General features: G+C 74.6%; 25 protein-coding genes. 13 read left to right on the forward strand and 12 right to left on the reverse strand.

The window, feature by feature from the left end; all coding sequences use genetic code 11:
• Positions 1-156 precede the first annotated feature (156 nt).
• Both B6R96_RS01860 and B6R96_RS01865 read right to left on the reverse strand, forming a co-directional pair.
• On the reverse strand, positions 157-1317 hold the full coding sequence (locus tag B6R96_RS01860) for a serine hydrolase domain-containing protein (RefSeq protein ID WP_081521316.1): 1161 nt from the start codon (positions 1315-1317) through the stop codon (positions 157-159).
• Positions 1318-1476: 159 nt separating this feature from the next.
• A complete protein-coding gene (locus B6R96_RS01865) occupies positions 1477-1659 on the reverse strand; it encodes a hypothetical protein (RefSeq protein WP_030384941.1) in 183 nt (60 codons plus the stop codon).
• A gap of 257 nt (positions 1660-1916) precedes the next feature.
• Here B6R96_RS01865 and B6R96_RS01870 point away from each other — a divergent pair, with 257 nt between their 5' ends.
• The 3 genes from B6R96_RS01870 to B6R96_RS01880 all read left to right on the forward strand — a co-directional run bounded on the left by B6R96_RS01870 (position 1917) and on the right by B6R96_RS01880 (position 4157).
• On the forward strand, positions 1917-2351 hold the full coding sequence (locus tag B6R96_RS01870) for a GNAT family N-acetyltransferase (protein ID WP_081521317.1): 435 nt from the start codon (positions 1917-1919) through the stop codon (positions 2349-2351).
• A gap of 75 nt (positions 2352-2426) precedes the next feature.
• A complete protein-coding gene (locus B6R96_RS01875; RefSeq protein ID WP_081521318.1) occupies positions 2427-3260 on the forward strand; it encodes a PhzF family phenazine biosynthesis protein in 834 nt (277 codons plus the stop codon).
• Positions 3261-3431: 171 nt separating this feature from the next.
• Complete coding sequence (locus B6R96_RS01880) at positions 3432-4157, forward strand: hypothetical protein (protein ID WP_081521319.1); 726 nt, start codon at positions 3432-3434, stop codon at positions 4155-4157.
• Here the strand turns inward: B6R96_RS01880 and B6R96_RS01885 are convergent.
• Together B6R96_RS01885 and B6R96_RS01890 are read right to left on the reverse strand one after the other, a co-directional pair.
• Entirely contained in the window at positions 4154-4390 is a 237-nt protein-coding gene (locus B6R96_RS01885) for a hypothetical protein (RefSeq protein ID WP_030384937.1), read from the reverse strand. The two genes, B6R96_RS01880 and B6R96_RS01885, sit on opposite strands and share 4 nt — an antisense overlap.
• 78 nt (positions 4391-4468) lie before the next feature.
• Complete coding sequence (locus tag B6R96_RS01890; protein ID WP_081521320.1) at positions 4469-5131, reverse strand: lysophospholipid acyltransferase family protein; 663 nt, start codon at positions 5129-5131, stop codon at positions 4469-4471.
• A gap of 218 nt (positions 5132-5349) precedes the next feature.
• Between B6R96_RS01890 and B6R96_RS37895 the strand changes: the two genes are divergently transcribed.
• Positions 5350-8454: a D-alanyl-D-alanine carboxypeptidase gene (locus B6R96_RS37895; protein ID WP_237291278.1), complete on the forward strand. Its 3105-nt coding sequence runs from the start codon at positions 5350-5352 to the stop codon at positions 8452-8454.
• Between the two features lie 68 nt (positions 8455-8522).
• Here B6R96_RS37895 and B6R96_RS01900 read toward each other — a convergent pair whose 3' ends face one another.
• Together B6R96_RS01900 and B6R96_RS01905 are read right to left on the reverse strand one after the other, a co-directional pair.
• The gene (locus B6R96_RS01900) at positions 8523-9329 is read right to left on the reverse strand and encodes a hypothetical protein (protein ID WP_053175955.1); all 807 of its coding nucleotides are present in this window, start codon (positions 9327-9329) and stop codon (positions 8523-8525) included.
• Positions 9329-10606 carry a VWA domain-containing protein gene (locus B6R96_RS01905; RefSeq protein WP_030384933.1) on the reverse strand — a complete coding sequence of 426 codons (1278 nt, stop codon included), beginning with the start codon at positions 10604-10606 and terminating at the stop codon, positions 9329-9331. The genes B6R96_RS01900 and B6R96_RS01905 overlap by 1 nt, the downstream gene beginning before the upstream one ends.
• A gap of 216 nt (positions 10607-10822) precedes the next feature.
• Between B6R96_RS01905 and B6R96_RS01910 the strand changes: the two genes are divergently transcribed.
• Positions 10823-11179: a DUF6204 family protein gene (locus tag B6R96_RS01910; protein ID WP_081521321.1), complete on the forward strand. Its 357-nt coding sequence runs from the start codon at positions 10823-10825 to the stop codon at positions 11177-11179.
• A 411-nt stretch (positions 11180-11590) separates the two neighbouring features.
• Complete coding sequence (locus tag B6R96_RS01915; protein ID WP_081521322.1) at positions 11591-12583, forward strand: DUF4344 domain-containing metallopeptidase; 993 nt, start codon at positions 11591-11593, stop codon at positions 12581-12583.
• A gap of 79 nt (positions 12584-12662) precedes the next feature.
• Here the strand turns inward: B6R96_RS01915 and B6R96_RS01920 are convergent, their stop codons facing one another.
• On the reverse strand, positions 12663-14354 hold the full coding sequence (locus B6R96_RS01920) for an FAD-dependent monooxygenase (protein ID WP_081524921.1): 1692 nt from the start codon (positions 14352-14354) through the stop codon (positions 12663-12665).
• A 74-nt stretch (positions 14355-14428) separates the two neighbouring features.
• Complete coding sequence (locus B6R96_RS01925; RefSeq protein ID WP_030384929.1) at positions 14429-14839, reverse strand: organic hydroperoxide resistance protein; 411 nt, start codon at positions 14837-14839, stop codon at positions 14429-14431.
• Between the two features lie 128 nt (positions 14840-14967).
• Between B6R96_RS01925 and B6R96_RS01930 the strand changes: the two genes are divergently transcribed.
• A complete protein-coding gene (locus B6R96_RS01930; protein ID WP_030384928.1) occupies positions 14968-15453 on the forward strand; it encodes a MarR family winged helix-turn-helix transcriptional regulator in 486 nt (161 codons plus the stop codon).
• 58 nt (positions 15454-15511) lie between these two features.
• Positions 15512-16546, forward strand: coding sequence for a PHP domain-containing protein (locus B6R96_RS01935; RefSeq protein ID WP_081521323.1), 1035 nt, complete (start codon positions 15512-15514; stop codon positions 16544-16546).
• An 82-nt stretch (positions 16547-16628) separates the two neighbouring features.
• Here the strand turns inward: B6R96_RS01935 and B6R96_RS01940 are convergent, their stop codons facing one another.
• Positions 16629-17507: a UbiA family prenyltransferase gene (locus B6R96_RS01940; RefSeq protein ID WP_237291279.1), complete on the reverse strand. Its 879-nt coding sequence runs from the start codon at positions 17505-17507 to the stop codon at positions 16629-16631.
• 76 nt (positions 17508-17583) lie between these two features.
• On the opposite strand from B6R96_RS01940, the gene B6R96_RS01945 reads away from it, so the two are divergent.
• From B6R96_RS01945 to B6R96_RS01955, 3 genes are read left to right on the forward strand one after another with little or no spacing between them, the layout of a single operon-like run.
• Entirely contained in the window at positions 17584-18645 is a 1062-nt protein-coding gene (locus tag B6R96_RS01945; RefSeq protein WP_081521324.1) for a type III polyketide synthase, read from the forward strand.
• Between the two features lie 14 nt (positions 18646-18659).
• A complete protein-coding gene (locus tag B6R96_RS01950) occupies positions 18660-19232 on the forward strand; it encodes an isoprenylcysteine carboxyl methyltransferase family protein (protein WP_081524923.1) in 573 nt (190 codons plus the stop codon).
• A complete protein-coding gene (locus B6R96_RS01955; RefSeq protein ID WP_081521325.1) occupies positions 19229-20284 on the forward strand; it encodes an NAD(P)/FAD-dependent oxidoreductase in 1056 nt (351 codons plus the stop codon). The genes B6R96_RS01950 and B6R96_RS01955 overlap by 4 nt, the downstream gene beginning before the upstream one ends.
• An 86-nt stretch (positions 20285-20370) precedes the next feature.
• On the opposite strand, the gene B6R96_RS01960 is transcribed toward B6R96_RS01955, so the two are convergent.
• Complete coding sequence (locus tag B6R96_RS01960) at positions 20371-21327, reverse strand: hypothetical protein (RefSeq protein ID WP_081521326.1); 957 nt, start codon at positions 21325-21327, stop codon at positions 20371-20373.
• A gap of 167 nt (positions 21328-21494) precedes the next feature.
• On the opposite strand from B6R96_RS01960, the gene B6R96_RS01965 reads away from it, so the two are divergent.
• Positions 21495-23120 (forward strand): carboxylesterase/lipase family protein, encoded by a 1626-nt coding sequence (locus B6R96_RS01965; protein WP_237291280.1) that lies wholly within the window; start codon positions 21495-21497, stop codon positions 23118-23120.
• Here the strand turns inward: B6R96_RS01965 and B6R96_RS01970 are convergent.
• Both B6R96_RS01970 and B6R96_RS01975 read right to left on the reverse strand, forming a co-directional pair.
• A complete protein-coding gene (locus B6R96_RS01970) occupies positions 23104-23817 on the reverse strand; it encodes a hypothetical protein (RefSeq protein ID WP_159396258.1) in 714 nt (237 codons plus the stop codon). The two genes, B6R96_RS01965 and B6R96_RS01970, sit on opposite strands and share 17 nt — an antisense overlap.
• A gap of 68 nt (positions 23818-23885) precedes the next feature.
• Positions 23886-24632, reverse strand: coding sequence for an MOSC domain-containing protein (locus B6R96_RS01975; RefSeq protein ID WP_081521329.1), 747 nt, complete (start codon positions 24630-24632; stop codon positions 23886-23888).
• A 24-nt stretch (positions 24633-24656) separates the two neighbouring features.
• Here B6R96_RS01975 and B6R96_RS01980 point away from each other — a divergent pair, with 24 nt between their 5' ends.
• Positions 24657-25136, forward strand: coding sequence for an HAD domain-containing protein (locus tag B6R96_RS01980; RefSeq protein ID WP_081521330.1), 480 nt, complete (start codon positions 24657-24659; stop codon positions 25134-25136).
• Positions 25137-25406: the final 270 nt, after the last annotated feature.

Here is a 25406-nt window from a genome sequence, read left to right on the forward strand (position 1 = left end):
TCTCTTTCGGATCTTGTCGGGTGAGCCCGGGTCGTCCGGTGCGGTACATCGCAAGGCGGAGGGGCGCCCGTGTACTGGACGTACTCGGGCGCCCCGACAACGCGGCGAGGTGCCGTGCCGGGCGGGCCGGGCCCGACAAGATCCGAAAGAGACGGCCTAGGGGGCCGGGCGGGCGGCGGCGTAGGTCCAGAACTCCCGCATCACCTCGGGCGCGGACGGGCCGGCCAGTTCCCGCTGGGTGAGGAGCAGGGTGACCGTCCCGGTGGCGGGCACGATGTGCGCGGCGGTGCCGGTGCCGCCGATCCAGCCGTACCGGCCCGGGACGTTCCAGGGGTCGAGGCGGTCCACGTCGACCGAACCGCCGAAGCCCCAGCCCTGTCCTTCCAGGAACAGGTCGCCCGCCGCGCGCTGCGGCGCGGTGAGGTGATCGGTGGTCATCTGCCGTACCGAGTCCGCCGAGAGCAGCCGCCCACCCCCGTACGCGCCTCCCGCGAGCAGCATCCGGTAGAAGGCGTGCAGGTCGTCGACGGTGGAGACCAGGCCGCCCGCTCCGGACGGGAAGGCGGGGAGGGTGCTCCACTGGCCGTCGGGCGCGTCGACGAGTTCCGGGGCGGCGCCGTCGGGGGCGGCCCGGTAGTAGCTGGTGAAGCGGTGGAGCTGCGCAGGCGGTACGGCGAACGCGGTGTCGCGCATGCCGAGCGGCGCGAAGACGCGCTCGGCGAGCACGTCCTGGAAGGGCTGTCCGCTCGCTCGGGCGATCAGGACCCCGAGGATGTCGGAGCAGGTGTTGTAGAGCCAGGCCTCGCCGGGCTGGTGCAGGAGCGGGATCCGGCCGAGGGCGGCCATCCACGCGTCCGGCTCCGCCACGTCCCGGGGCCGCGGCGGCCCCTGCTTCAGCTCTGCGAACAGCGGCGCCACGGCGGGCAGTGAGAAATCGGCGGGGAAGCCGTATCCCGCGCGGAAGGTGAGGAGATCGGCGACGGTGATCGGGCGGTCGGCGGGGACCACGTCGTCGAGCGGTGCGGACGGCGTACGGGCGACCTTCGGCTCGGCGAGTTCCGGCAGCCAGCGGGCCACGGGGACGTCGAGGGCGAGCAGGCCGTCCTCGACGAGCATCATGGTCGCCGCAGCAGTCACGGGCTTGGTGACGGAGGCGACCCGGAAGAGGGAGTCGCGGGCCACGGGTGCGGTGCCGGCCGGGTCGAGGGAGCCGACGGCGGCGACCTCCACCTCCGCGCCGTGGGCCACCAGGGCCACGGCGCCGGCCAGTGATCCGGCACCGACATGGGTCTCCAGCAGGCTGTGCAGGTCGCTCATGGTCCACCTTCTCCTCCGCGCGGATGCTCGAGGGGAAGACTGCCGCCGGCCGCGGAATTCATCGGTGCGACGCGACCACGACCCGGCTGGAGATCCGGTCCGGGCCGGGCGGCCGGGGCGGACTGCCGGGCCGGGCATCCAGGCCGGGGGCCGGGCCCGCTACGCCGCCGGTACCACCGACGCGCGTATCGCCGAGGCCCACTCGCCCAGCAGGGTCGCGTGGCGGATCCGCTCCGCGTCGGAGAGGCGGCCCTCGGCGCGCGCGAAGAGGCAGCGAATGTCGGCGTTGATCTCGGCGAGGGAACGTTCGGGGACCGCGCGGTCGTCAGGGGTCGGGTTCACGTGATCAAGAGTAGGGGGCAGGTACGACAACGGTGGACCATGTCCGTCATGCGGACGCCTGGACCGGGGCCGTCGCCGGTCATTGCGCGAGGCGGGCGGCCCGGAACCGGAGGTATCGGCGCTCCGGAAGGCTGAGGGTGTCGGAGCCGTCCTTCCCCTTTCGGCACGACGGCCGCGACCGCGCGATGCCTTCACCCGGAGCCATCACCCGGGAGCCTCCCCGGAGCCACTCCCGTACCGCCCGGTACGCTCGCGGCATGAAGATCATCGACCTTGAGCCCGGCGACGCGCGGCTCACCGCCGACCTGCTGCCCGTACTGCTCGAGCTCCGCCCCCACCTCACCGAGGAGCTCTTCCTCCGGATCCTCACGGAGGCACACGGCCAGGGGCTGCGCTTCACCGCGGCGTACGACGCCGACGGCGTGTGCGTGGGTGCGGCGGGCTGGCGGATCGTCGTCAACACCGCCAGTGTCCGCTCGCTCTACGTCGACGACCTGGTCACGACGGCCGCCGCCCGTTCCACCGGGGTGGGGCACACGCTGCTCACGCACCTGGAGCAACACGCCCTGGCCGCCGGCTGCACCGCCCTCACCCTGGAATCCGGCACCGGTCGGACCGACGCGCACCGCTTCTACTTCCGCGAGCGAATGGCCGTGACCACCTTCGGCTTCGAGAAGCCGCTCCCCCACTAGCGGGCGGGGCGGGCAGGCCACTGTGCCGGCATTGGCCGGGCCGCGCGGGCGATCGGTGTCGGTACGTTCCCGGGCATGCGCATCCGGATCGTAGACGCCTTCACCAGCCGCCCCTTCACCGGAAACCCCGCCGGTGTCTGCCTGCTCCCGGCCGGTCCCTGGCCGGATGACGAGTGGCTGGGACGGACAGCCGCCGAGCTGAACCACCCCGAGACCGCCTTCGCCCTGCCACTCCCGGCCGGGGGCGGGGCCGACTGGGAGATCCGCTGGTTCACCCCGCTCGTCGAGGCCAACCTGTGCGGCCATGCCACCTTGGCCACGGTGCACACACTGCGCCGGGAGGGGCTGCTGGCGGGAGGAGCGGTGCGGTTCCTGAGCCGGTCCAGCGGCCTGCTCACGGCGTGGGTCGAGGAGAGCGGGGACATCACCCTGGACTTCCCGGCCGCCCCGGGAACGGAGGTGCCGCCGCCGGCGGGCCTCGCCGACGCCCTGGGGACCCGGCCCGAGGCCGTCCTGCGTACGGGCCCCCTGGGCGACCTGCTCGCGGTGCTGCCCGACGAGGCTGCCGTACGGGGGCTGCGGCCCGACCTCGCGGCGATCGCCGCGCTGAGCCTGCGCGAGGGACTGCGCGGGGTCATCGTCACCGCGGCCGCCGCTCCGGCGGAGCGCGCCCACGACTTCGTGTCCCGGTTCTTCGCCCCCGCGCGAGGCATCCCCGAGGATCCGGTCACCGGGAGCGCCCACACCGCGCTGGCCCCCTACTGGGCGGCGCGGCTGGGCCGCACCGACGCCCTGACCGGGCTCCAGGCCTCGGCGCGCCCCGGCCTGGTCCGGACGGCGCTCCGGGGCGACCGGGTGCGCCTCACCGGGCGCGCGGTCACCGTCCTGGAGGCGGTCCTGCTGGTCTGACCGGGTCGGGGGTGAGGGGTGATTAGGGGGGTGACTGCGGGGTGATTGCGGGGTGATTGCGGGGGCGGGTGCCGTGACCGAACCGTCGCCGCGTCGAGGCGTGATCGACCTCGTCGCGGCGGCGTTGCGTTGCTAGCGTCCTGCCGACGCCGACCCCGGAGGACCGATCCCATGCCCGCAAGCCGCGGCCCCCGCAGGGCCCTGAGCGCGGCCGCCGTTGCCGCCGTCCTGCTGGCGGGCGCCACCGGGTGCGGGGACGAGTCGGGGAAGGAACCGGCCGCTGCCTCCGTGCCCGCGTCCGCCGATGCGTCGGCCTCGGTTTCGGCCGCCGCCTCGGCCTCGGTTTCGGTTTCGGTTTCGGCCGCCGCCTCGGTGCCCGCCTCCGCCTCGCCGTCGGCCGCTGCCTCCTCGCCGGCCCCGACCCGGGCCGTGACACCGCCCCCTGCACCGACGCGGCTCACGGTCGCGGTCGACACCCGGGGCGGCCGGCTCGCCCTCGTACGGGGCGGCGCCCCGCAGGAGTTCACCGTCACCCTGCGCAACGGCAACACCGCGGAGTACCGGCACCTGCTCGTCGCCCTCCAGATGGAGATCCTAGTGGGCGAGCCCGGCAACCCGCAGGGCAGCGGGCCGGGTTTCCTGCTGGAGCGCCTCGACCCGACGGGCTCGGGCGGCTGGCGCCCGGCCGACTTCCGTATCGCCAATGACGCCAAACCGCCGTCGCTGTTCAGCGGCGGCAGCGCGCTCGCCCGCGAGGCCGTCCGCGTCGAGCGCTACCGGCTGCGCGCGACGGCCGGCGGACCCACGGGCAGCAGCCCCGTGGTGGTGTCCTTCATCGACACGGACGCCGACCGCGAGGTCGCGGCCCACGTGGTCCTCGGTCACACCACCGGCTAAGGGACGGTCCAGGTGAACTTGCCGCCACCGACCCACCGGACCACGTCCAGGTCGTCGAGGTCGTGGATCACGATCCCCGCCTCCGCGGCGATCAGCAGCACGTCCGTCATCGACATCGCCCTGCCGACGAACTCGCCGTCGACCTCCACGATGCGGAAGGGCGGGATTGCGGGTTGCACCCCCAGGACGGTGATCCGCGCCTGGGACATGTGAGGTGCCGAGCCTTCGGTCATGCGGAGACGGTCGCACGCCGTGGCCGGTGTCGGCCTCGGCGACACGTTCCTGGGGTCCGATCGGCTGCCGGACGGGCCTCAGACCGTGCCCGCATCCGCCTCCCCGAGCGCGGACGCGGCGGTCAGCCAGGCGGCGGTGACCGCCCGGCGGGCCCGGTCCGTCGCCTCCGGCACGCGGTCGGGCAGATGCAGCGGCGAGCCGATGTGGACGTGGAAGCAGGGCCTGCGCAGCGGGGCCGTGACGACTCCGGCGAGCTGCTTGGCGCCGCTTCCGGAGCAGAGGCGGCGGGCACCTGCCTGCCCGACGGGAACGACGGGGGCTCCCGTCGCGGCGGCGAGCCGGGCCAGGCCGCTGCGGAAGGGGCCGGGGGGCGTCTCGCCGGCGTCGCGGCGTACGGGCAGGCCGCCTTCGCCGTAGAGCAGGACGCTGCGCCCCGAGGCGAGGGCGACCGCGGCGGCGTCGAGGGAGTCGGCCGCGCGGGCGGTGCCGCGGTGCACGGCGATATGCCCCTCGCGGCGCAGGGCGGGGCCGAGCAGCGGTACGCGCCACAGGCCGCTGGTGGCCAGGATGACCGGCTCGATCCCGTACCGGCGCAGGGCGGCGACCACGACGGCCGGGTCGGCGAGGGAGGTGTGGTTGGCGACCAGGATGGCGCCGGGGGCGGCCTGCGCCCCGGCGTCGGCGGTGACGGTGAGCCGCCCGAAGGCGGGTACGAGGGCGGCGGCGATTCGGCTGAGCATGGACGGCCCCGTTCGGATGGAGTGGTGCGTTGTGGCCCATGGTCGGCCGGTGGGGACGGCGGGGTCATGAGTAGGCGTACTCAGCGAATATGACCGAACGGTCACAAGATCCGGCGCACGGAACGGGTGGCGCAGCGGGGGCATCTACCAGTGCGGCGAGGCCCCGTCGGGCCTCGCCGCACGTATCGGCACGGTGTGAGCAGCAAGGCGGGGCTGGGATGAAGGCGGTAACGGTGGCGGGCGGTTCCTCGGACGACCCGGAGATCGAGTCGGAGACCACCGTCCAGCAGACGGAACCCGAACCGACGACCCCCACGGACGCGGGCGCGCGCGGTGCCAAGGCCGAGCCGGCACGCGGGACCGTGACGGAACCCGACGTCGAGGCGGAGGACACTCCCGCCGAGCCGAAGGCACAGGCCGAGAACCCCGCCGGGGACGCGGACACGCGCGGGCCGAAGACCCACGCCGGGTCTGAAGCCCAGACCGACCCCATGCCCGGGGGCGAGCCGGAACTCAGCGGCGAAGCCGAACTCGAGGACGAGGCCGGGACCGAGGCTACGGGCGACCCCCAAACCCCCGCCGGACCGAACGCCCAGTCCGAGAACCGGTCCGGGATCGCGGGCACGCCCGTGCCCAAGGCCGAGCCGGGAACGGGAGCCGAGCCCGAGGCGCAGGCCGAAGCCGGTGCCGCAGGCACGCGCGGACCGAAGGCCGGTCGGCCCGAAGCCGAGACCGACGCCGGGGCCCAGGGCGACCCCCGAACCCCCACCGGACCGAACGCCCAGGCAGAGAACGCTCCCTCCGAGCCCAAGGCACAGGCCGAAGCCAGTGCCGCAGGCACGAGCGGGCCGAGGGCCGGTCGGCCGGGGGCGGACACTGGCGCCGACGCGCCAAAGAGCCACACCGGGGCCGAGGCCCAGGCGGACCCCCGAACCCCCGCCGGACCGAAGGCCCAGACCGAGAACCGGTCCGGGGACGCGGGCACGCGCGGTCCCAAGGCCGAGCAGGGGACGGGCGCCGAGCCCAAGGCGCAGGGCGCCCCCCGGCCGGAAGACGCGGCGCGCCCCGACGCCCAAGCAGAAGACGCTCCCGCCGAACCCAAGGCGCAGGTCGAAGACGGTGCTGCAGGCACGCGCGGGCCGAAGGCCGGTCGGCCGGGGGCGGACACTGGCGCTGACGCGCCGAAGAGCCGCACCGGGGCCGAGGCTCAGGGCGAACCCCGGTCCGGGGGCACGGCCGAACGCAGCGGCGAAGCCGAACTCGCGGACGAGGCAGACTCCGACACCAAGCCGGCTACGGACGCCGCACCGAAGGCCGGGCAGGCCGAAGCTGAGGCTGGCGCCGACGCGCCGAAGGCTCAGGCCGACTCTGGAACCCCCGCCGGACCGAAGGCCCGGGCCGAGGACCGAACCGGGGTCGCGGACCCGCGTGGGCCGAAGGACGGGCAGGCCGAGGCTGAGGCCGGCGCCGACGCGCCGAAGAGCCGCACCGGGGCCGAGGCGCAGGCCGGCCCCCGAACCCCCGCCGGACCGCACGCCCGGGCCGAGAACCGGTCCGGCGTCGCGGACCCCAGTGGGCCGAAGGCCGGACGGGCCGAGGCCAAGACCGGCGCCGACGCGCCGAAGGCTGACGCCGAGGCCGAGGCTCACGCCGGCGGGGCCGAGGCTCAGGCCGGCACCCGGCCCGGGGTCGCTGATCCGCGTGGGCCGAAGGCCGGCGGGGCCGGCGCACGGTCCGGCGGCGGAGGCGAACTCGGGGACGCGGCGGGCTCTGACGCCGAGTCGGGCGAGGGCCGGGGCGGGGGTGCGGCTGGGGCCGGGGGGGACGAGACGCAGGTCATCGCTCGGCCCGGGGCCCGCCCGCGCACCGGGCCGTCCTGGGCGCGGGACGTGGAGCCCGATGCCGAGCGGACGAGCCAGTTCGTCGCGCTCAAGGACCTCGACACGCCCGCGCCGGCGCCCGCGCCCGTCGCGCCCCGCCCGGCGCCGCCCGCGCCCGCGGCCCCGGCCGCGCCGCAGCCGCCGTTGGAGCTGCTGGCCGACCTCACCAACACCCCTCCCCCGGCGGAGACCCCGCGCCGGACCGCGCTGCGCCGCGTCAAGATATGGACGCCGATCCTGCTCCTCCTCGTGGGCGCGGGCGCCGGCGCCCAGTTGCTGCGCCCACTGCCCGCCGCGCAGCTCGTCGCCGCCAAGAGCGACCACACCGTCGACGGGAAGTTCTCCATCCCCTGGCCCGCCAAGGGCCAGGGCGCCGTCCGCGTCTCCGGCTCCGGCGACCTCGGCACCTTCGGTGAGCAGAAGCCGGTCCCCACGGCCAGTGTGGCCAAGGTGATGACGGCCTACGTGATCCTCAAGGGCCATCCGCTGCGCAAGTCGGAGCCCGGTCCCGACATCACCATCGACGCGAAGACGGTCGCGGACGGAAACTCCGAGCACGAGTCCCGTATCTCCGGGCTGACCGCCGGTACGAAGTTCAGCCAGCAGGACATGCTCAAGATGCTCATGATCCCCTCGGGGAACAACGTCGCCCGGCTGCTGGCGCGCTGGGACTCCGGCACCGACTCCGAGGCCGCGTTCGTCGCGAAGATGAACGCGGCCGCCAAGGAGCTCGGGATGACGAGCACCACGTACTCGGACCCCAGCGGTCTGGACGCGGGCACCGTCAGCACCGCCGCCGATCAGCTGAAGCTCGCCGAGGCCGTCATGAAGGACGAGACGTTCCGGTCGATCGTCGCCCTCCCGAACGCCACGATCAAGGGGCTGTCCCAGCGTCTCGAGAACAACAACATCCTGCTCAACACCCAGGGGCTCAGCATCCGGGGCATCAAGACCGGTTCCAGCACCCCGGCCGGCGGAACCCTGATGTGGGCGGCGTACAAGTCGATCGGTGACGAGACGCCGTTGATCCTTGGGACGTTGATGGACCAGCGGGCGGAGGGGCCGGACGAGGACGGCGGGGACAGCCTGAAGCTGGTGCTGGCGAACAGCAAGACGATCATCGAGGCGGTACGGACGGCGCTCGCGTCGGTCCCCGTGATCCGCAAGGGCGATGTCGTCGGGCACGTGGACGACGGGCTGGGCGGCCGTACGCCGCTGGTGGCGGCCAAGGACCTGAACGTGATCGGCGTACCGGGCCAGCAGGTGAAGCTGTCCCTCGGCCCCGCCGCCGGCGGCGGACCGCTGCCGCACGCTGCGAAGGACGGCGCCGAGGTGGGCGTGCTGACGGTCGGCAGCGGCGAGGGCGCCAAGAGCGTGCCCGTCGCGGTCAAGGGGGCTCTGGTCGAGCCCTCGTTCGGGACCCGGCTGACCCGCGGCCGCTGACCCACGGCCGTTGAATCGCGGACGGGTGAGGGGAGGCCGCGGCCCGCGGGCCGCGGCCTCCCCTTCGTTCAGGCGGTCCGGGACGGGCGGCCGGAGCCGCGTGTCAGGGAGTACCCGAAGACCCCCGCGAGGGCGGCGAGCACTCCGCCCGCGGCGGTCCAGATCCAGCGGTCCGACCACCAGCCGCCGGACCAGCCGTCCTCCGGCTCGCGCAGGGTGGCCGTCACGGTGCCCGCGACCAGCGGGGTGGAGAGGGAGGCGTCCACGGCCTGGATGCCGCCGGTCTCCTTGACCTCGGCCTCGACGGAGGCCCGTACCGGGAGGCCCAGGTCCTCCTCCGGCAGGTCGACGACGGTCAGGCGCACGTAGTAGCTGCCCGGCAGCGGATCGTTGGCCCACTGATCGGCGCCGGCGCGTACGGTGCGCAGGGTGCAGGACAGTTCGACCGTGGCGGCGTCCTTGGCGGCGGCCGCGGTCTGCGTGCCGTAGGTGCACGCCTGCCGGCGGCGCAGCCCGTCGTACACGTCGAGCTGCCAGGTCGAGGCACCGTGGCGGGCCTTGGACTCGGGCAGGGTGACGGCGGCCTTCACCGTGGCGCGCTGCTGCGCGTCGATCGGCAGCACCCAGTAGAGGTAGTCGCCGCTGGACGCGCCGGCCGTGGCCTTCTGGCCGGGGCGGAACGCGGCGGCGGTACGGAAGCTGGTGCCCGCCTCGGTCGGAGCGGACTCGGTGGCCTTGGCCCCGCCGGGGCTCGCGGAGGCGGTGGCGCTCGGCGAGGGCGTGTCCGCGACGGCCGTGCCGACAGCCGTACCCGCCACCGTGAGGGCGGCGGCCGCGGCCAGCAGGGACGCGGTCAGTGTGCCTACTCTACGCATCAGTTGGTCCTCCAGACGGAGATGCGCCAGCGGGAGATCCATCCCCACACCAGACCGGCCAGCAGCCCGGCGAGCGCCAGCACGGCCAGCAGCCACCAACCCCGCCCGAGGCCGAAGGCGGCGACGTCGGAGGCCTCGTCGGGTCCGTCCACCAGGTCGACGGTCAGCTCGACGGGCATGCCCGGGGTCGTCTTGACGGAGGCGGGAGCGGAGAAGGAGTTGCTGACCTGGAGGCAGACGGTTTCGGGCACGGGCTTGTCGTCCGAGTCCGCTCCGTCGATCTCGGCCTTCGGGTAGCGCAGGCCGGTGGACAGGACGTCGGTGCGCCCGTCACCCGCCTCCGAGCCGCGTACGATCTCGCGCCCGTGGACGGTGGTGGCGCGCAGCAGGACGCCGTAGTCGTTGTTGACGGCCCGGTCGGCGCCGATGCTGACCGAGGCGCGCAGTTCCTGGCCCGGCAGGACGTCGACGCGGTACCAGCGGTGCTCCCCGAAGGTCTCGCGGTCGCTGTAGAGGCCGGCCTTCAGCTGGGGTGCGCCCGCGCACTGCTTGGCGCCCTCGGTGGCAACCGGGTTGACGACCGGGTCCGCGGCCCGGTCGACGAGTTGCTTCACTCTGCTGGAGAGGTCCGCCTTGTGCTGCACCGAGGTGTAGGTGCCTCCGGTGGCCTCGGCGATGCAGGTCAGCTGGGCCCGGGTCTTGGCGTCGGGGACCAGTCCGAGGGTGTCGATGACCAGGTGGATGCCCTTGGCGGCGATGTCGCGGGCCACTTCGCACGGGTCGAGCGGGGCGCAGGTGTCCTCGCCGTCCGTGATGAGCACGATCCGCTTGGTGGCGTTGCCGCCCTCGAGGTCCTGGGCCGCACCGAGCAGGGCCGGTCCGATGGGCGTCCAGCCGGTGGGGGCCAGGGTCGCCACGGCGGTCTTCGCCTCGGTCCGGTCGAGGGGTCCGACCGGGTAGAGCTGCTTGGTGTCCTTGCAGCCGAGCGCCCTGTCGTCGCCGGGGTAGGTGGCGCCCAGGGTCCGTATGCCGAGGCGCACCTCGGCGGGGACCGCGTCGATGACCTCGTTGAACGCCTGCTTGGCCGCGGCCATGCGGGACTGTCCGTCGATGTCGTTGGCCCGCATGGAGCCGCTGACGTCGAGGACGAGGTCGACCTTGGGGGGTTCCTTCGCCGTCGGTCCGTCGGCGGCGGCGGCGCTCGCCGGGAAGAGCCCGACGGCCAGGGCGGCGAGCAGGCCGCACGCCCCGACCGCAAGCCGTTTTCTAGTGATCATCGCCGGATCGTATTGAGGATCGTCCGGCAATCCAAAACGGGCTGCCGGGGCGGTCCTTCGGGGTGCGCGTACGGTGTGCGCGGCCCTGCGGCGGGCGGCTGCGGGGTGGCCGGGGAGCCGCTTGGCGGCGGCCGGGGGCGGTCGGTGCCGGCGGGCGGGGGCGGACCGGCGGATATCCGGGTGCATGGGGCGGACCGCCCGATCTAGGCTCGGGGGATGAGTGCTACCCGTACCTTCCGTATCACCGTCCGCGGCTCCTTCGACGGCCTGACCGACGAGCAGCGCACCGAGCTGCTCGCCGCCGCGCCCGAGCACGACATGCTGCGCGCGGAGTTCACCGCCGAGGGGCACCTCACGTACGACTTGGCGGCCCGTCCCTTCTTCACCTTCCGTTTCCTGGACTCGGGTGAGGCCGAGGAGGACATCCTCGACGCGACGGCCCGCGCGGAACTGGTGGCGGAGAGCTGGCTGACCGAGCGCGGGTACGGCTTCAAGCAGCTGAAGTCGCAGGCCCAGGACATGTCGCTGGCTCCGCTGGGCAAGCGGCAGCGCCGGGAGGCGGCCCGCGGCTGACGGATCGGAACCCGGCGTTCGCCCCGGGGGTCCGGGAGGTGGTCGACGCGGCGATGGCCGAGCACGGCCGAGCCGGACAGCGCCGCCGCCGCTCCCTCCCAACGTCGCGGCTGCTCCTGTCCTGCGGGTGCCGGTCAACGGCATACCGGGCAGCCGGGCCCTCGCCAGGAGGAACGGTCGTCCTTGGGCCGAGCACGGTCGCGGCTCGGCGGGGACGTGCTGGAGCCTGTTCAGGGAGGCGGCAGGTCCGCTCGCCACTCCGGACATGCCCGGGCCGCCGGCCCGCGTGTTCGGGGCCTCGTCCTCGTCGGCGCCGTGGCGGGCGGTCCCCCGTACGGGCGGCTCGACGGGCGCCCGCCGCCGGACGGCCGGAGGATCAGTACGGGAACACGCGACGGGAGCCGACCAAAGATGCCGAACACCGCTGGTCGCCCGAGGCGGGCGCGCATCGTCCTGTCGGGCCTCCTGGTCCTCACCGGGGTCGTCGTGACCGCGTGCGGCGGCGAGGCCCGCGACACCGGGCAGGGGCCCGGAGCAGGGCCCCGCCCCCAGGCGCCGCGCTCCGGCAGGGTCACCGTCGTCTACGAGGCCCAAACGGTCGAACCGGAGGACCGGCAGGCCGTGGCGCTGATCCGGAAGTCCCGCGTGCTGGAGCGGACGGCCGACTGGGTGAACAGAGCTCTGGCCCTCCCGCACGACATGGTCGTGAAGGTCACCGCCGCCGTGCCGCCCGGCGTCACCGACGCCGTCACCCAACCCGACGGCAGGACGATCTTCGTCCCGCCGTCGTTCCTGACGGCCATCGAGCAGTCCCTCGCCGACGTCGTGAAGACCGTCGAACGGCCCGCCCCGATCCCCGCGTCCGAGTACAACACCGACGATCTGACCGTGCTGTCGACCGAGTTCATCTTCGGCCACGAGATGGGCCACGCGCTGCAACGCCAGCTCCTCCTGGCCAACCTCGGCCTCGAAGAGGACGCTGCTGACGGCTTCGCGTCCTTCTACACCGTCAACGAGGTCGGCCCGGGCCCATCGCTGGCCGCCGCGGTCCTCTTCGACGAGATCGCCCGCAAGGAAGGCACGCCGACCCTGGAGGGCATGTCGAGCGACCATCCCGTCACCCAGCAACGGGCCTTCAACTTCCTGTGCTACCTGGAGGGCAGCGACCCGAAGAAGTACCAGAAGTCCCTGGTCGACAGCGGGTATCTCCCCAAGACCCGCGCCCCCCTCTGCCCCCAGGCGTGGGCGATGCTGGACTACGGCTGGTGGACCCAGCTCCAACCCCACTTCAGCGTGGCGTTCAAGGCCCGGGGCGATGAGGAGCAGAAGAAGGCGCATGCGCGGCTGATCGCGGAGACGGAGGCCCTGGCGCGGCGCATCGACGATATCCGCACCAGCCAATGAGCCCGTGCGCGTTCTGACCTCAGGGGTCGGCACGGAGACCACGCAGAGCAACGCTCTCCGCAGCTCAGGAGCCGCCGCGTCAGGCGTCGGGGGCGCCGGGCGCGAAGACGGCCGCGAGGTGGGCGGCCAGCGCCCGGGGGTCGGGCGGGGAGAGCCGGGCACCGAGGTATCCGTCCGGGCGGATCACGAAGGCCGTCGGCGCTTCGGCCGCGTACAGGCGGGCGAACTCGCCGCGGCTGTCGATGTACACCGGGAGCAGGCCGGCGTCGGCCTCGATGCCGGCGCCCGCGTCCGCCTGCGCGTCCGCATCGGGCGCGAGCAGCACGCAGACCTCGAGCCGGCCGCCGGAGGAGTCCCGTGCCGTCCGGACGAGGCGGTCGAGCCCGGTTCCGGCACCGGTTGCGATTCCGGCTCCGGCTTCGTAGAGCAGCAGGACGTGTTCCCGCTCGCGCAGGACGTCGTACAGGCGCATCGGGTAGGTGGAGACGGCGGCTTCGAGGCCTCCGCAGTCGGGTGCGCGGTCGCCCGGCCGCGGGCCGCGGCCCTCGCCGGCCGGGTCGACGATCGGGCTTCCCCGGTAGCCGACGAGGAGTTGGGCCTCGCGCAGCATCAGCGTCGCCGGGTCGTCCGGGTCGTTCTCCATGCCTTCGACGGCGTGCCGTACGGTGCGGCCGACGACCTCTTCGCCGACGGGGCGCCGCTCGGCGTCGTAGCTGGCGAGCAGGCCCGGGTGGGCTGCGCCGTCCTCGACGGCGAGGGCGATCTTCCAGGCCAGGTTCCAGGCGTCCTGGATTCCGGTGTTCATGCCCTGGGCGCCGGTCGGCGGGTGGATGTGGGCCGCGTCCCCGGCGACGAAGACCCGGCCGTGGCCGTAGCGGTCCACGATCCGGTGGCTGATGCGGAACACCGAGGTCCAGCGGATGCCGAAGGCGGTGGTGGGTTTCGGTGAGAGCCGGTCCAGGACGGTCTGGATGTCGGCGAGTTCGGGGCCGCGGCCGCTCTGCAGGCCGTGGGTGACGCCGTCGGAGGCGCCCCCGGCCCCTGCCGCGGTGGAGAGTTCGGGCGGCACCATCATCGACATGCGGTACCGGCCCCGGCCGGGCAGGGGGATGCAGACCAGCACGTCGTCGACCGCCCCGGCCGCGTCCGTGTGGAGGGCGCGCAGGGCGTATCCGGGGGGCAGGTCCCAGTCGACGCGCACGTCGGCGAGCATGTACTCCTCGGCGAAGGCCCCGCCCTCGAAGCCGAGGCCGAGTCCCTTGCGCACGATGCTGTGGGCGCCGTCGCATCCCAACAGGAAGCGCGTCCGTACCTCTTCCTCCGCCCCGGACGGGGTGCGCAGCCGGCAGGTCACCCCGTGGGCGTCCTGCCCGAACGACACCAGCTCGGTGCCGCGTTCGACCGTGGTGCCGAAGCGGCCCAGGTGGTCGTCGAGGATGCGCTCGGTCTCGTACTGCGGCAGCGCCGCGAATCCGTACGGCACGTCGGGCGGCACGGAGAGGTCGATCCGGGGCTGCTCGGCGCCGTTGACGTACAGGTACTGGCCCCGCATCGGGACGGCCGCCTCCAGTGCGGCGCGGGCCAGTCCCATGCGGTCCCAGACCTCCAGGGTGCGCGGCTGGATGCCCACGGCCTTCGCGAAGGGCAGCCTGGCGGGCAGCCGGTCGACGATCCGGACGGAGACACCGCGTCGGCGCAGTTCCACGGCGGCCGTCAGCCCGACCGGGCCCGCGCCGGCCACCAGTACGTCTGTTGCGTAGGTGTGCGCCACCGGCGCCTCCTGGCGTGCGGCCCCCGGGGAGGGATGTCCCTCCATGGTGGCCGCGCGCCGGGCGTCCGGCATCTTTACTCGATCACGAGGTCCACGTCGATGTTGCCGCGGGTGGCGCGGGAGTACGGGCAGACCTCGTGCGCCTGCTTGACCAGCAGCGTGCCCGTCTCGCCGGCCAGGGACTCGGGGAGCTCGACGCGCAGGGTGACGGCGAGGCCGAAGCCGGCGCCGTCCTTGCCGATGGAGACCTCGGCGGTGACGGAGACCTCGCTGGTGTCGGCCTTGGCCTGGCGGCCGACCAGGCCGAGGGCGCTGGCGAAGCAGGCGGCGTAGCCGGCCGCGAAGAGCTGCTCCGGGTTGGTGCCCTGACCGTTGCCGCCGAGCGCCGGGGGCATGGCGAGGGCGAGGTCGAGCTGGCCGTCGGAGCTGACGGTGCGGCCCTCGCGGCCGTTGGCGGTGGCGACAGCGGTGTAGAGCGCGTCCATGAGAGGTCCTCTCGCAGAAATGAACCGTGGTGGCGGCCGGTGGTCGGCCGCGCTCCACTACTAGAGCACACAATTCAGTTGTGCACAATTCAATGCCTCGCAAGCCCACCCCGGGTACACTGGGCGCCATGACCGAGCAGCCCACCGTGACCCACCCCGACCAGGACTTCCTTCGCCTCGACGGGCAGATCTGCTTCGCACTGAACGCCGCGAGCCGTGCCTTCGGAGGCCTCTACCGGGTGGTCCTCAAGGACCTGGGGCTCACCTACCCCCAGTACCTGGTGATGCTGGTGCTGTGGGAGCACGGCGAGATGCCGGTCAAGGAGATCGGCCGGCACCTGCGGCTGGACTCCGGGACGCTGTCCCCGCTGCTCAAGCGGCTGGAGGCGGCCGGGCTGGTCCGCCGCGAGCGCAGCGCCGAGGACGAGCGGTCCGTGCGCGCCGGGCTGACCGAGGAGGGTGCCGCACTGCGCGCCCGCGCGGTGGAAGTGCCCCGCCGGATCGCGGCCGCGACCGGCTTCGAGCTCACCGAGGTCCTCGACCTCCAGGCCCGCCTGAACCGCCTCACCGCCGCCCTCGACGCCGCAGTACCCCGGGAGGCCGAAGAGGCGTAGCCGCCTCCCGCGCCGGACACTGGGTCCTGGACACGGCAGGCAGGGCAGGAGGTGCGCGATGGACCCGGTTGCGGCGCTGGACCGGATCGCCTTCCTGCTGGAGCGCGCGCAGGCCCCCACCTACCGGGTCCGGGCCTTCCGGTCCGCGGCGGCCGCGGTCACGCGGATGGGCGAGCGCGAGGTCGCCGAGCGGGTCGCGGCCGGCTCGCTGGAGGCCGTGAAGGGCCTCGGCCCGAAGACGGCCCAGGTCGTACGGGAGGCGGTCGGCGGCGCCGTCCCGGCCTACTTGCAGGCGCTGGAGGACGAGATCGCCGCGCTCCCCGAAGGCCCGCCGGCCACGCCCGCCGCCACCGCACTGCGGGCGGCGCTCCGCGGGGACTGCCACGTGCACTCGGACTGGTCCGACGGCGGCAGTCCGATCGAGGCGATGGGCCGGGCGGCGGCCTCGCTGGGCCACGAATGGGCGGTACTGACCGACCACTCGCCCCGGCTGACCGTCGCCCGCGGGCTCTCCCCCGAGCGGCTGCGCGAACAACTGCGGGTGGTGGCCGAGCTCAACGACACCTGGGCGCCCTTCCGGCTGCTCACCGGGATCGAGTGCGACATCCTCGACGACGGGTCCCTGGACCAGGAGCCGGAGCTCCTGGAACAGCTCGACCTGGTCGTCGGCTCGGTGCACTCGAAGCTGCGGATGGACGCGCCGGCAATGACACGGCGGCTGCTGGCGGCCGTCGGCAACCCGCTGATGGACGTGCTCGGCCACTGCACGGGCCGGCTGGTGACCGGCCGCACCCGGCCGGAGTCGCAGTTCGACGCCGATGCGGTCTTCGCGGCCTGTGCGCAGAGCGGTACCGCCGTGGAGATCAACAGCCGCCCCGAGCGACTGGATCCGCCCCGGCGGCTGCTGCGCCTGGCCGTGGCGGCCGGGACCTTCTTCGCGATCGACACGGACGCGCACGCCCCGGGCCAGCTGGACTGGCAGATCGTCGGCTGCGAACGGGCCGTGGAGTGCGAGGTCCCACCGGGGCGCGTCATCAACACCTGGCCGGCGGACGAACTCCTGAACTGGACCCGCACCCGGAAAGCGCCATAGGGGGCGATGCGCTCGGCGGGGACCGCGGCGCCGAGCGGGAGCGCGGGCAGGCGTGGCGCCTGGGCGGTGGCGCCGCCGCGGTTCAGGGGCGGAGTTCGGCGACCAGCAGGATCACGTCCGCTCCGGCCACCGCCATCGTGGTCAGGAACGGGAGCTTTCCGGCGGGTCGGCGGGCCGCGAGGACCAGTCCCGCCGCGGTCCCGGCCAGCAGCATCCAGCCGTACGCCGTCACCCGCCCCGGTGGTCCCACGACCAGGGTGGCGGTCGAGCCGAGGACGAGCAGCCCGGCCAGCGCCGCCGAGGCCCGGGCGCCGAGCCGATGCGGCAGCCCCACCACCCCGGTGGCCAGGTCGTCCTCGATGTCGGGCAGTACGTTGGCGAAGTGCGCGCCCGCGCCGAGGAGGGCCGCAGCAGCCGTGAGCCACGGCGGCGGCCAGGGCGAGCCGGGCAGGCCGAGGGTGACGAAAGCGGGCAGCAGGCCGAAGGCCAGGGCGTACGGGAGCCAGGAGACGGCCGTGCGTTTGAGCCGCAGGTTGTAGGCCCAGGCGGCCGCCACACCGACGAGGTGCACGGCGCCGGCGAGCAGCCCGCAGGCCAGCGAGAGCGGGACGCAGAGCAGCAGCGCGAGCCCCGCCGCCCACGTCACGGCCGCGGCCGACACCGTACCGGCGGCCAGCGGCTTGTCCCGTCGGCCCGTGGCCAGGTCGCGGCGCAGGTCGGCCCGGTCGTTGCACCAGCCCACCGACAGCTGTCCGGCGGCCACCGCGCCCACGGTGACGGCCGCGCGCGCCGGGCCGTGCCCGGCGGCGGCCGTCAGGGCCGCGGCGAAGAGGGTCACGGCGGCGGCGGGCAGGGGGTGGCATGCCGCCAGCAGACCGCCTGCGGGGGCAATGCCACCGGGCGCCGCCGTGCTCCCGGTGGTCCGGGCGGTCTCGGGGTTCTGCGTGGTTCGCGCGGGCACGGCGCCACGCTATGCGGCGCCGCGCCCGGTTCGCCTGATTCCTTACGATGTGTCAGTTGTTTTCTATGGTGACCGAATGACACGTGTTCTGGCAGTGCGCAGCGTGTTCCCGCCCCATCGTCACGCCCAGTCCGAGATCGCGGAGGCGCTCGCCCGCTTCCTGCCGCCGGGCTCCGACACCGCCCTGCTGCACCGCGTCCACCGTTCGGTGCGCGTGGACAGCCGCCATCTGGCGCTCCCGCTGGAGCGGTACGGCCCGGCGAACGACTTCGGCGCGACGAACGCCCTCTTCATCGAGACGGCCCTGGAGCTCGGCGCCCGGGCCCTGGAACTGGCCCTCGCCGACGCCGGTCTGACGGCCGGGGAGCTCGATCTGGTCATGTCGACCACGGTGACCGGGCTCGCGACGCCCTCGTTGGAGGCCCGCCTCGCCACCCGGGCGGGCCTGCGCCCCGACGTGCGGCGAGTGCCGCTGTTCGGCCTGGGCTGCGCGGCCGGCGCCGCCGGTGTGGGCCACGTCCACGACCACCTGACGGGGCACTCGGGCCACGCGGCCCTCCTGCTGTCCACCGAGCTCTGCTCGCTCACCCTCCAGTCGACGGACGCCTCGATGGCGAACCTGGTGGCCGGGGCCCTGTTCGGCGACGGTGCCGGTGCCCTGGTGGCGGTGGGCCGCGACCATCCCCTGCACGCCACCGGAGCCGGCCCCGAGGTGGTGGCCTCCCGCAGCCGCCTGTACCCGGGCACCGAGCACCTGCTGGGCTGGGACATCGGCCACTGGGGGATGCGCATGGTGCTCGGCCGTGAACTCCCTGACCTGGTCAGGCTGCACGTGGCCGAGGAGGTGGAGTCCTTCCTCGCCGCGCACGACCTCAAGCCCGCGGACGTCGGCGCGTGGATCTGCCATCCCGGCGGCCCGAAGATCCTCGACGCGCTCTCGGACGCGCTGGGGCTGCCGGAGGCGGCCTTCGCCGCGAGCCGGCGTTCGCTCGCCGCCGTCGGAAACCTCTCCTCCGCCTCGGTCCTGCACATCCTGGACGGCGTCCAGAGCGCGGGACCGCCCCCGCCCGGATCGGTCGGGCTGATGCTCGCCTTCGGTCCGGGCTTCGCCTCCGAACTCGCCCTCCTGCGCTGGTGACCACGATGACCTCCATGACCCTGCCCCCGAGCCTGAGCCTGTACCTGCTGCTCATCGGCCTCGTCGCCGTCGAGCGGCTCGCCGAGCTGATCACCGCCCGCCGCCACACCGCCTGGAGCCTGGCCCGCGGCGGCCGCGAGTACGGGCGCGGCCACTACCCCGCGATGGTCGCCCTGCACACCGCGCTGCTGGTGGGCTGCGTCGTGGAACCCTGGGCGGCCGGGCGGCCGTTCCTCGCGCCGCTCGGCTGGTCCGCCCTCGCCGTGGTCGTGGCCGCCCAGGGCCTGCGCTGGTGGTGCATCGCCACCCTGGGGCAGCGCTGGAACACCCGGGTGCTCGTCGTTCCCGGACTGCCGCTGGTCGCGGCGGGACCGTACCGGCTGCTGCGCCACCCCAACTACGTGGCGGTGGTGGCGGAAGGCGTCGCGCTGCCGCTGGTGCACAGCGCGTGGCTGACGGCGCTCGGCTTCACCGTGCTCAACCTGATGCTGTTGCGCGTACGGATCGGCTGCGAGGACGCCGCCCTGACCGACGGCGGCCGACTGCGGGCACCCACCTCCGTCCACTCGGCCGGCGCCGCCTCGTGATCGATCTGCTGATCGCGGGCGGCGGTCCCGCCGGGCTGGCCACCGCCATCCACGGCGCGCTCGCCGGCCTGGAGGCGGTCGTCGTCGAGCCGCGGCCCACGCCCATCGACAAGGCCTGCGGCGAGGGCCTGATGCCGGGAGGCGTACGCCACCTCCGCGACCTCGGGATCCCCGTGGCCGGGCAGCCGTTCCACGGGATCCGCTACGTCGACGCCGTGACCGGCCGCCACGCCGAAGGGCTCTTCCGGTCCGGCCCGGGCCTCGGCGCCCGGCGCACGGAGCTCCAGGCCGCGCTGGCCGAACGCGCCGCGCAGCTCGGCGTACGCGTCCTCCCCGGGCGCATCGACCAGGTACGCCAGGACGTCGACCGGGTCACCGCCGCCGGGCTCACCGCCCGCTACCTCGTCGCGGCGGACGGCCTGCACTCCCCCGTCCGGCGCAGGCTGGGCCTGTCGGCGCAGCCCGCACCCCGCCGCCGGGCCCGCTACGGGCTGCGCCGCCACTACGCCGTCGAGCCGTGGAGCGACCTCGTCGAGGTGCACTGGTCGGCGCGGTGCGAGGCCTACGTCACCCCGCTCGCGCCCGACCGGATCGGCGTGGCCGTCCTGACCTGCGACCAGGCGCCCTTCGACGTACAACTGGCCCGCTTCCCGCTGCTGTCGGCGCGCCTGACCCCGGCGGGGGCGACGAGCGCGACGGGCGCGCCGGGCGCGCCGACGGCGGTGCGCGGGGCCGGGCCGCTGCGCCAGGGGGCCCGGGTGCGCGTGGCGGGGCGCGTGCTGTTCGTGGGCGACGCGGCCGGGTACGTGGACGCGCTGACCGGTGAGGGGCTCACCCTCGCCGTGACGGCGGCGGGCGAGCTGGTGCGGTGCGTACGGGCCGGGCGCCCGCAGGACTACGAGCAGGCCTGGCGGGACCTGACGCGCAGCTACCGCACCCTGACCGCGTCCCTCCTGTGGGCCCGTCACCAGCCGCGGCTCGCACCACGGATCGTCCCGGCGGCCGCCCGGCTCCCCCGCACTTTCACGCGGGCGGTGAACCTGCTCGCGTGAACGCACGGACCGCGCCGGGACCGCGCACGCAGCGGCACCCCGCGCACGGGGCGCGGGGTGCCGCTGACGTGGGACCGTACGACCGGTCAGGCCGAGCTCTCCCGGTGGTTCCGGAGGGCCAGGCCGGCCAGCACCGCGCCGCCCGCCGCGCACAGCATGACGGCGACGCCCGCCCAGGCCAGGGTGCCGCCCACCGCACCCGCCAGCGGGTCGTACTTCAGCGACCCGCCGAGCACGTGCAGGGCGACGACGCCGAGCGCCGTGGCCGCGCCCGCCCGCCACACCGCGGCGGTGTCCCGGAGCGCGACCAGGGCGCCGCTCACCAGGCAGAGCACGGTGACGAGGAGGGGCAGGTAGTCGACGGGCGCCGCGGACTGCAGGGCCGTCAGGTCGTTCGGCAGGTGCAGCGCACCGCTCACCAGCAGGGCGGCCGCCACGGGCCAGCGCAGGACGTGCCGCAGCGCGCCGTCACGGGAGGCCGGGACGGCGGGCGGGTCGACGGCGGCGGTGCGCCGCGGCGGCTCCTGGTAGGGGGCGTCGTACAGCTCCGCGTACGGGGGCGTGTACGGCTCCTCCCGGGGCTCTTCGGGCGGCTCGGTGCGCGCGGCCGCGTGCGGGGAGACCGGTACGGCGGGCTCCCCGACGCGCTGCCGCTCGGCCAGCGCCTCGTCCTCCTTGCCGAGGATGGTCACGAGCAGGGCGACGTCCTCGATGGATCGTCCGACGGCGGCGGCGCGCAGCGTGAGGTCCGCCTCGGCCACCTCCTTGGGCGACTCGCCCAGCAGGGCGACCATGCGGCGCACGTCCTGCACGGGCCGGGTCACCGCGGCCGTGCGCAGGGCGTCGTGCCCGGCGTCGGGCAGCGGGCCGTCCTCCTTGAGGAGGCTCACGAGTGCGGTGACCTCCTCGACGGGACGGCAGGTGGCCGCCGTCTCCAGCAGGGTCCGCATGGGCGGCGTGGCCGGCTCGTCCGGGGCTATGGGGTCGGGGGTCCCCTGGCGGTCTTCGTCGTGTTTCGCCGCGAGGGTGATGGGGTCATTCATGGAAAGCTCCGTTCGCCGACGCGCGGGTCTACGCAATCGCGCGCCGGTCATCGTGCGTCATGGGAAGCGCACGCTTTGTTACATTGAGTGCCAATTCCGCTCACTGCGCCATTCGGGGCGGGCAAACGGGGGTCTCCAGCCGGGCCCCAGGGGAAAGGGCGTCGACCGTGCCCGACTTCGGCCAGGTCCGCCGCCGCTGCGCGCTCCTGCTGCCCGCGGTGCTGCTGCCCGTGGTGTTGCTGCTGCTGGGCGCCGCGCCCGGGCCGGGCCGGCCGGTCGTGGAGACCGACCGGGGGCCGGTACGGGGCCTCGCCCACGGTGCGTACGACACCTTCGAGGGCATCCCGTTCGCCGCTCCCCCGACCGGCCCGCTGCGCTGGCGGCCGCCGGAGCCGGCGTCCCGGTGGGAGGGCGTACGCGACGCCGGTGCCCCCGGTGCGCGCTGCGTCCAGCTGCCGGCGGTGGGGCCGGGCGGGCCGACGGGCTCCGAGGACTGCCTGTACCTGAACGTCACCGCTCCGGCGGGCCGTACCGCCTGGGGCCGGCCGCGGCCCGTCATGGTGTGGTTCCACGGCGGCGGCTTCTTCAGCGGCGCCGGCGACGCCTACCGGCCCGACCGGCTCGCCGTACGGGGGGACGCCGTGGTGGTCACGGTGAACTACCGGCTGGGCGTCTTCGGCCTGTTCGGCCATCCGGAGCTCGGCGGTGCCCCCGATTTCGCCCTCGCGGACCAGCAGGCCGCGCTGCGCTGGGTGCGGGCGAACGCACGGACCTTCGGCGCGGACCCGCACAACGTGACCGTCTTCGGTGAATCGGCGGGCGCCCTCAGCGTGTGCGCGCACCTCGCCTCGCCGGCCTCGGCGGGCCTGTTCCAGCGGGCGATCGTGCAGAGCGGATCGTGCTCCACCACCACACCCGCGCGGGCCCTGCTCCCCGGCCTCGGCAGGTACGAGCCCTTCGTGCCGGAGCCGCGCACCGTCGCGGACGGCGTCCTGGCGGCGGCCCGGCTCGGCTGCGACCGGCCGGGCGGGGCGCTGGAGTGCCTGCGCCGGCTGGACACGGGCACGCTGGCCACCGCCGAGCTGATGCAGCGCTTCTCGCTGGTCTCCTACGGCAACGAGGTGCTGCCGATGGAGCCGCGGCGGGCGCTGGAGGCAGGCCGGTTCCACCGGGTGCCGGTGGTCCAGGGCGCCACCCGGGACGAGGTGCGCCTCTTGCTCGCCCTGACCCTGGCGGCGTACCCGATTCCCGACCAGGCCGCCTACCGGGCCCGCACGGAGCGGTCCTTCGACGCGCCGACCGCCCGCGCGGTGGAGGCGGCCTATCCGGTGTCGGCCTTCCCGACCCCGGCGGTGGCGTGGGCCACCGTACTGACCGACGCGTCGTTCATCTGCCCCACGTTGCGCGACGGCGCGGCGCTCGGGCGGTACGTGCCGGTGTACACGTACCGGTTCAGCGACCGGGGCGCGCCCGACTTCACCGGGCAGCCGGTGCCGCCCGACCTGCCGTTCGGCGCGAGCCACGGCTTCGAACTCCCCTACCTGTTCACGATCGCGGCGCTGACCGGGCCGCAGCGCGGGCTCGCGGACCGGATGGCGGACTACTGGACCGCCTTCGCCCGTACCGGTGTTCCGCAGGCGCCGGGAGCCCCGGCGTGGCCGCGCGACCCGAGTGCGACCTCGGCGCTGTCACTGGCGCCCGGGGCCGGCGGGATCCGTACCGTGGACGCGCGGGCCGAGCACCACTGCGCGCTCTGGGACGCGTGGTGGCCGCAGGTCACCAGGACTCGGTGATGATCACCCCGTCCTGCGGCACCTGGAGCGTCACCGTGCCCGTGTCGCCGTAGACCTCGTGCCGCCAGGCGGTGAACACCGCGGCGATCCGGCGGGCGGCCTCGGCGCGGCCCTTGCCCACTTCCCTGGTGGTGAAGGTGATCCGCGCCTCGCCGACCGTGCGCACCTTGCGGACGCGGGCCTCCTTGACCACCTCGGGGTACGTGTACCCGGTCTCGGAGTTCCTGCGGTGCTTGAGGTAGTAGGCGGTGAAGTCGCGGGTCATGTCGAACCAGTCCGCCGGGCCGCAGGGTCCTCCGCCGTTGGCCATCTCGCCGTCGGTCGGCGGGCCGGCGTAGCCGCCGGTCTCCTCGTCCGTGGGGGGACCCGCGTAGCCGCCGGTCTCCTCGTCCGTGGGCGGACCCGCGTACCCGCCCGTCTCCTCGTCGGTCGGCGGGCCGGCGTACCCGCCGGTCTCCTCATCGGTCGGCGGGCCGGCGTACCCGCCGGTCTCCTCGTCCGTGGGCGGACCCGCGTAACCGCCCGTCTCCTCGTCCGTCGGCACGTCGAGGTCGCAGTCGGCCGGAGCAACGGTGGGCACGCCCGCGGGCGGCGCGGCCTGCCGGCCCGCGTGGGTGGTCCCGCACGCCGCCAGGGCGGCGCACAGGAGCCCCGCCGCCATCACCCGCCCCGTCGCGGACCTTGCTGTCTTCGTCATGTACATCCCCCTCGGCCATCAAGAGGCGATCGCGGCGTCAGGGGTTCCACCTCCCGGCCGGTCGGTCCTCAGAGGAGTTCGAGGACGTCGCCGATCCGGGCCGTACCCGGTGTGACGATCCCGGCGAGCGCGTCCAGCCGGTTGTCGTGCGCCGCGGCGATCGCCCGCAGGATCAGCGGCGAGTGCGGAAGGTCCTGCTGGGCCTGGTTCGTCATCACGCACCGCTCGCTGGAGCGCAGGAACTCGACACGGAGGGTGTCCCCCACCCGAGCCGTGCGCCCGATCCACGCGTCCTCCACGAACGGCGGGGTGCCGGGCGGGGTGCGCACGAGGATGTTCGGCCGGAACCGGCGCTCGTCCACCGGCACGTCCGGGACCTCCTGCCGGATCCGATCGAGGGTGGCCGTGGAGAGGACGCTGAGCGGCAGCTGGTCGAAGTGCGAGACCTCCCCCTCGCGGGCCAGCTCGAGGTCGTCACGGCCGAGGAAGGTACGGAGGTACGCCGTGGGGTCCGCCACCACTCTCCCGTGCGGGTCGAGCAGTTCGGGCGGGCCCGGCTCCGGGCTGTTGCGGGGGTGGCCGGGGTAGCCGGGGTAGCGGGAGCTCAGGTGCAGCAGACCGTCCATCCGCCGGAAGCGCCGGGTGGTCTTGCCCGAGCCGAACCTGCCCTCCGCGTCGCGCACGGCGTACAGCCGATCGCCCACGAGGCCGCGCGCGTCGACCTCCGCGCTGCGCAGCCGTTCACCGCCGGTCGATTTGATCGGGTACCGCCACAACCGCTCGATCACGCCCACCACACCAAGATCGTTTGCCATACCCGTGAGGACTGGGGTGGCCGCATGACCGGTTCCACGCCCCGCCCCCTTCTCTACCTGGACGTCGACGGCCCCCTGATCCCCTTCGGCGCCGGCCCGTACCCGCCGGGCGACGCGGCACATCCCCTGCTCGCCCGGATCGATCCCGCGCTCGGCCCCCGATTGTCGGCGCTGCCGTGCGAGCTGGTCTGGGCCACGACCTGGATGGCGGAGGCCAACGAGTGCGTGGCGCCCCGGCTCGGCCTGCCGGAGCTTCCCGTGGTGGCCTGGCCGGAGCCGTCCGACGAGGACGGGCGCGGCGGGATCCACTGGAAGACCCCCGCCCTCCTCGACCACGCGGCCGGGCGCCCCTTCATCTGGGTCGATGACGAGATCACCGGCGCCGACCGGGCCCTCGTGGCCGACCGGCACCCGGGCCGGGCACTCCTGCACCGGGTCGACCCGGGACGGGGGCTGACGGGGGCCGATCTCGATGTGCTGCGGGCGTGGCTGCGTTCGGGATAGCCACCGCCGGGTTCGCCGCCCCGGCGCCCGGGCGCAGCGGCAGGTGTGGGCCATCGGACGGATCCTCCACCCGGTCTCCGGGACGATCGCCGGAACTGCGCCCTCAGGCCCCCGGGCGCCTCCTGGACGGCCGTCGCATCGGCGACGAGCGTGCACAGCAGGCCCGGGTGACGGGCGAGCACCTGGAGGCGGGTCGCAGCGCCCATGCCGAACCCGGCCATCGGCGCCGGCCTCGTCTCCCACGCCGGGACCACCGGCAGCGGAACCGCC

It is taken from the genome of Streptomyces sp. Sge12 (assembly GCF_002080455.1).
GTDB lineage: Bacteria > Actinomycetota > Actinomycetes > Streptomycetales > Streptomycetaceae > Streptomyces.

Coding starts and splice junctions, on each gene's coding strand:
- B6R96_RS01870 (WP_081521317.1), top strand. CDS start 1,917: ATGAAGATCATCGACCTTGAGCCCGGCGACGCGCGGCTCACCGCCGAC.
- B6R96_RS01890 (WP_081521320.1), bottom strand. CDS start 5,131: ATGCTCAGCCGAATCGCCGCCGCCCTCGTACCCGCCTTCGGGCGGCTC.
- B6R96_RS37895 (WP_237291278.1), top strand. CDS start 5,350: ATGAAGGCGGTAACGGTGGCGGGCGGTTCCTCGGACGACCCGGAGATC.
- B6R96_RS01970 (WP_159396258.1), bottom strand. CDS start 23,817: ATGACGAAGACAGCAAGGTCCGCGACGGGGCGGGTGATGGCGGCGGGG.
- B6R96_RS01915 (WP_081521322.1), top strand. CDS start 11,591: ATGCCGAACACCGCTGGTCGCCCGAGGCGGGCGCGCATCGTCCTGTCG.
- B6R96_RS01930 (WP_030384928.1), top strand. CDS start 14,968: ATGACCGAGCAGCCCACCGTGACCCACCCCGACCAGGACTTCCTTCGC.
- B6R96_RS01910 (WP_081521321.1), top strand. CDS start 10,823: ATGAGTGCTACCCGTACCTTCCGTATCACCGTCCGCGGCTCCTTCGAC.
- B6R96_RS01945 (WP_081521324.1), top strand. CDS start 17,584: ATGACACGTGTTCTGGCAGTGCGCAGCGTGTTCCCGCCCCATCGTCAC.
- B6R96_RS01925 (WP_030384929.1), bottom strand. CDS start 14,839: ATGGACGCGCTCTACACCGCTGTCGCCACCGCCAACGGCCGCGAGGGC.
- B6R96_RS01950 (WP_081524923.1), top strand. CDS start 18,660: ATGACCCTGCCCCCGAGCCTGAGCCTGTACCTGCTGCTCATCGGCCTC.
- B6R96_RS01980 (WP_081521330.1), top strand. CDS start 24,657: ATGACCGGTTCCACGCCCCGCCCCCTTCTCTACCTGGACGTCGACGGC.
- B6R96_RS01975 (WP_081521329.1), bottom strand. CDS start 24,632: ATGGCAAACGATCTTGGTGTGGTGGGCGTGATCGAGCGGTTGTGGCGG.
- B6R96_RS01900 (WP_053175955.1), bottom strand. CDS start 9,329: ATGCGTAGAGTAGGCACACTGACCGCGTCCCTGCTGGCCGCGGCCGCC.
- B6R96_RS01885 (WP_030384937.1), bottom strand. CDS start 4,390: ATGACCGAAGGCTCGGCACCTCACATGTCCCAGGCGCGGATCACCGTC.
- B6R96_RS01860 (WP_081521316.1), bottom strand. CDS start 1,317: ATGAGCGACCTGCACAGCCTGCTGGAGACCCATGTCGGTGCCGGATCA.
- B6R96_RS01905 (WP_030384933.1), bottom strand. CDS start 10,606: ATGATCACTAGAAAACGGCTTGCGGTCGGGGCGTGCGGCCTGCTCGCC.
- B6R96_RS01880 (WP_081521319.1), top strand. CDS start 3,432: ATGCCCGCAAGCCGCGGCCCCCGCAGGGCCCTGAGCGCGGCCGCCGTT.
- B6R96_RS01960 (WP_081521326.1), bottom strand. CDS start 21,327: ATGAATGACCCCATCACCCTCGCGGCGAAACACGACGAAGACCGCCAG.
- B6R96_RS01875 (WP_081521318.1), top strand. CDS start 2,427: ATGCGCATCCGGATCGTAGACGCCTTCACCAGCCGCCCCTTCACCGGA.
- B6R96_RS01935 (WP_081521323.1), top strand. CDS start 15,512: ATGGACCCGGTTGCGGCGCTGGACCGGATCGCCTTCCTGCTGGAGCGC.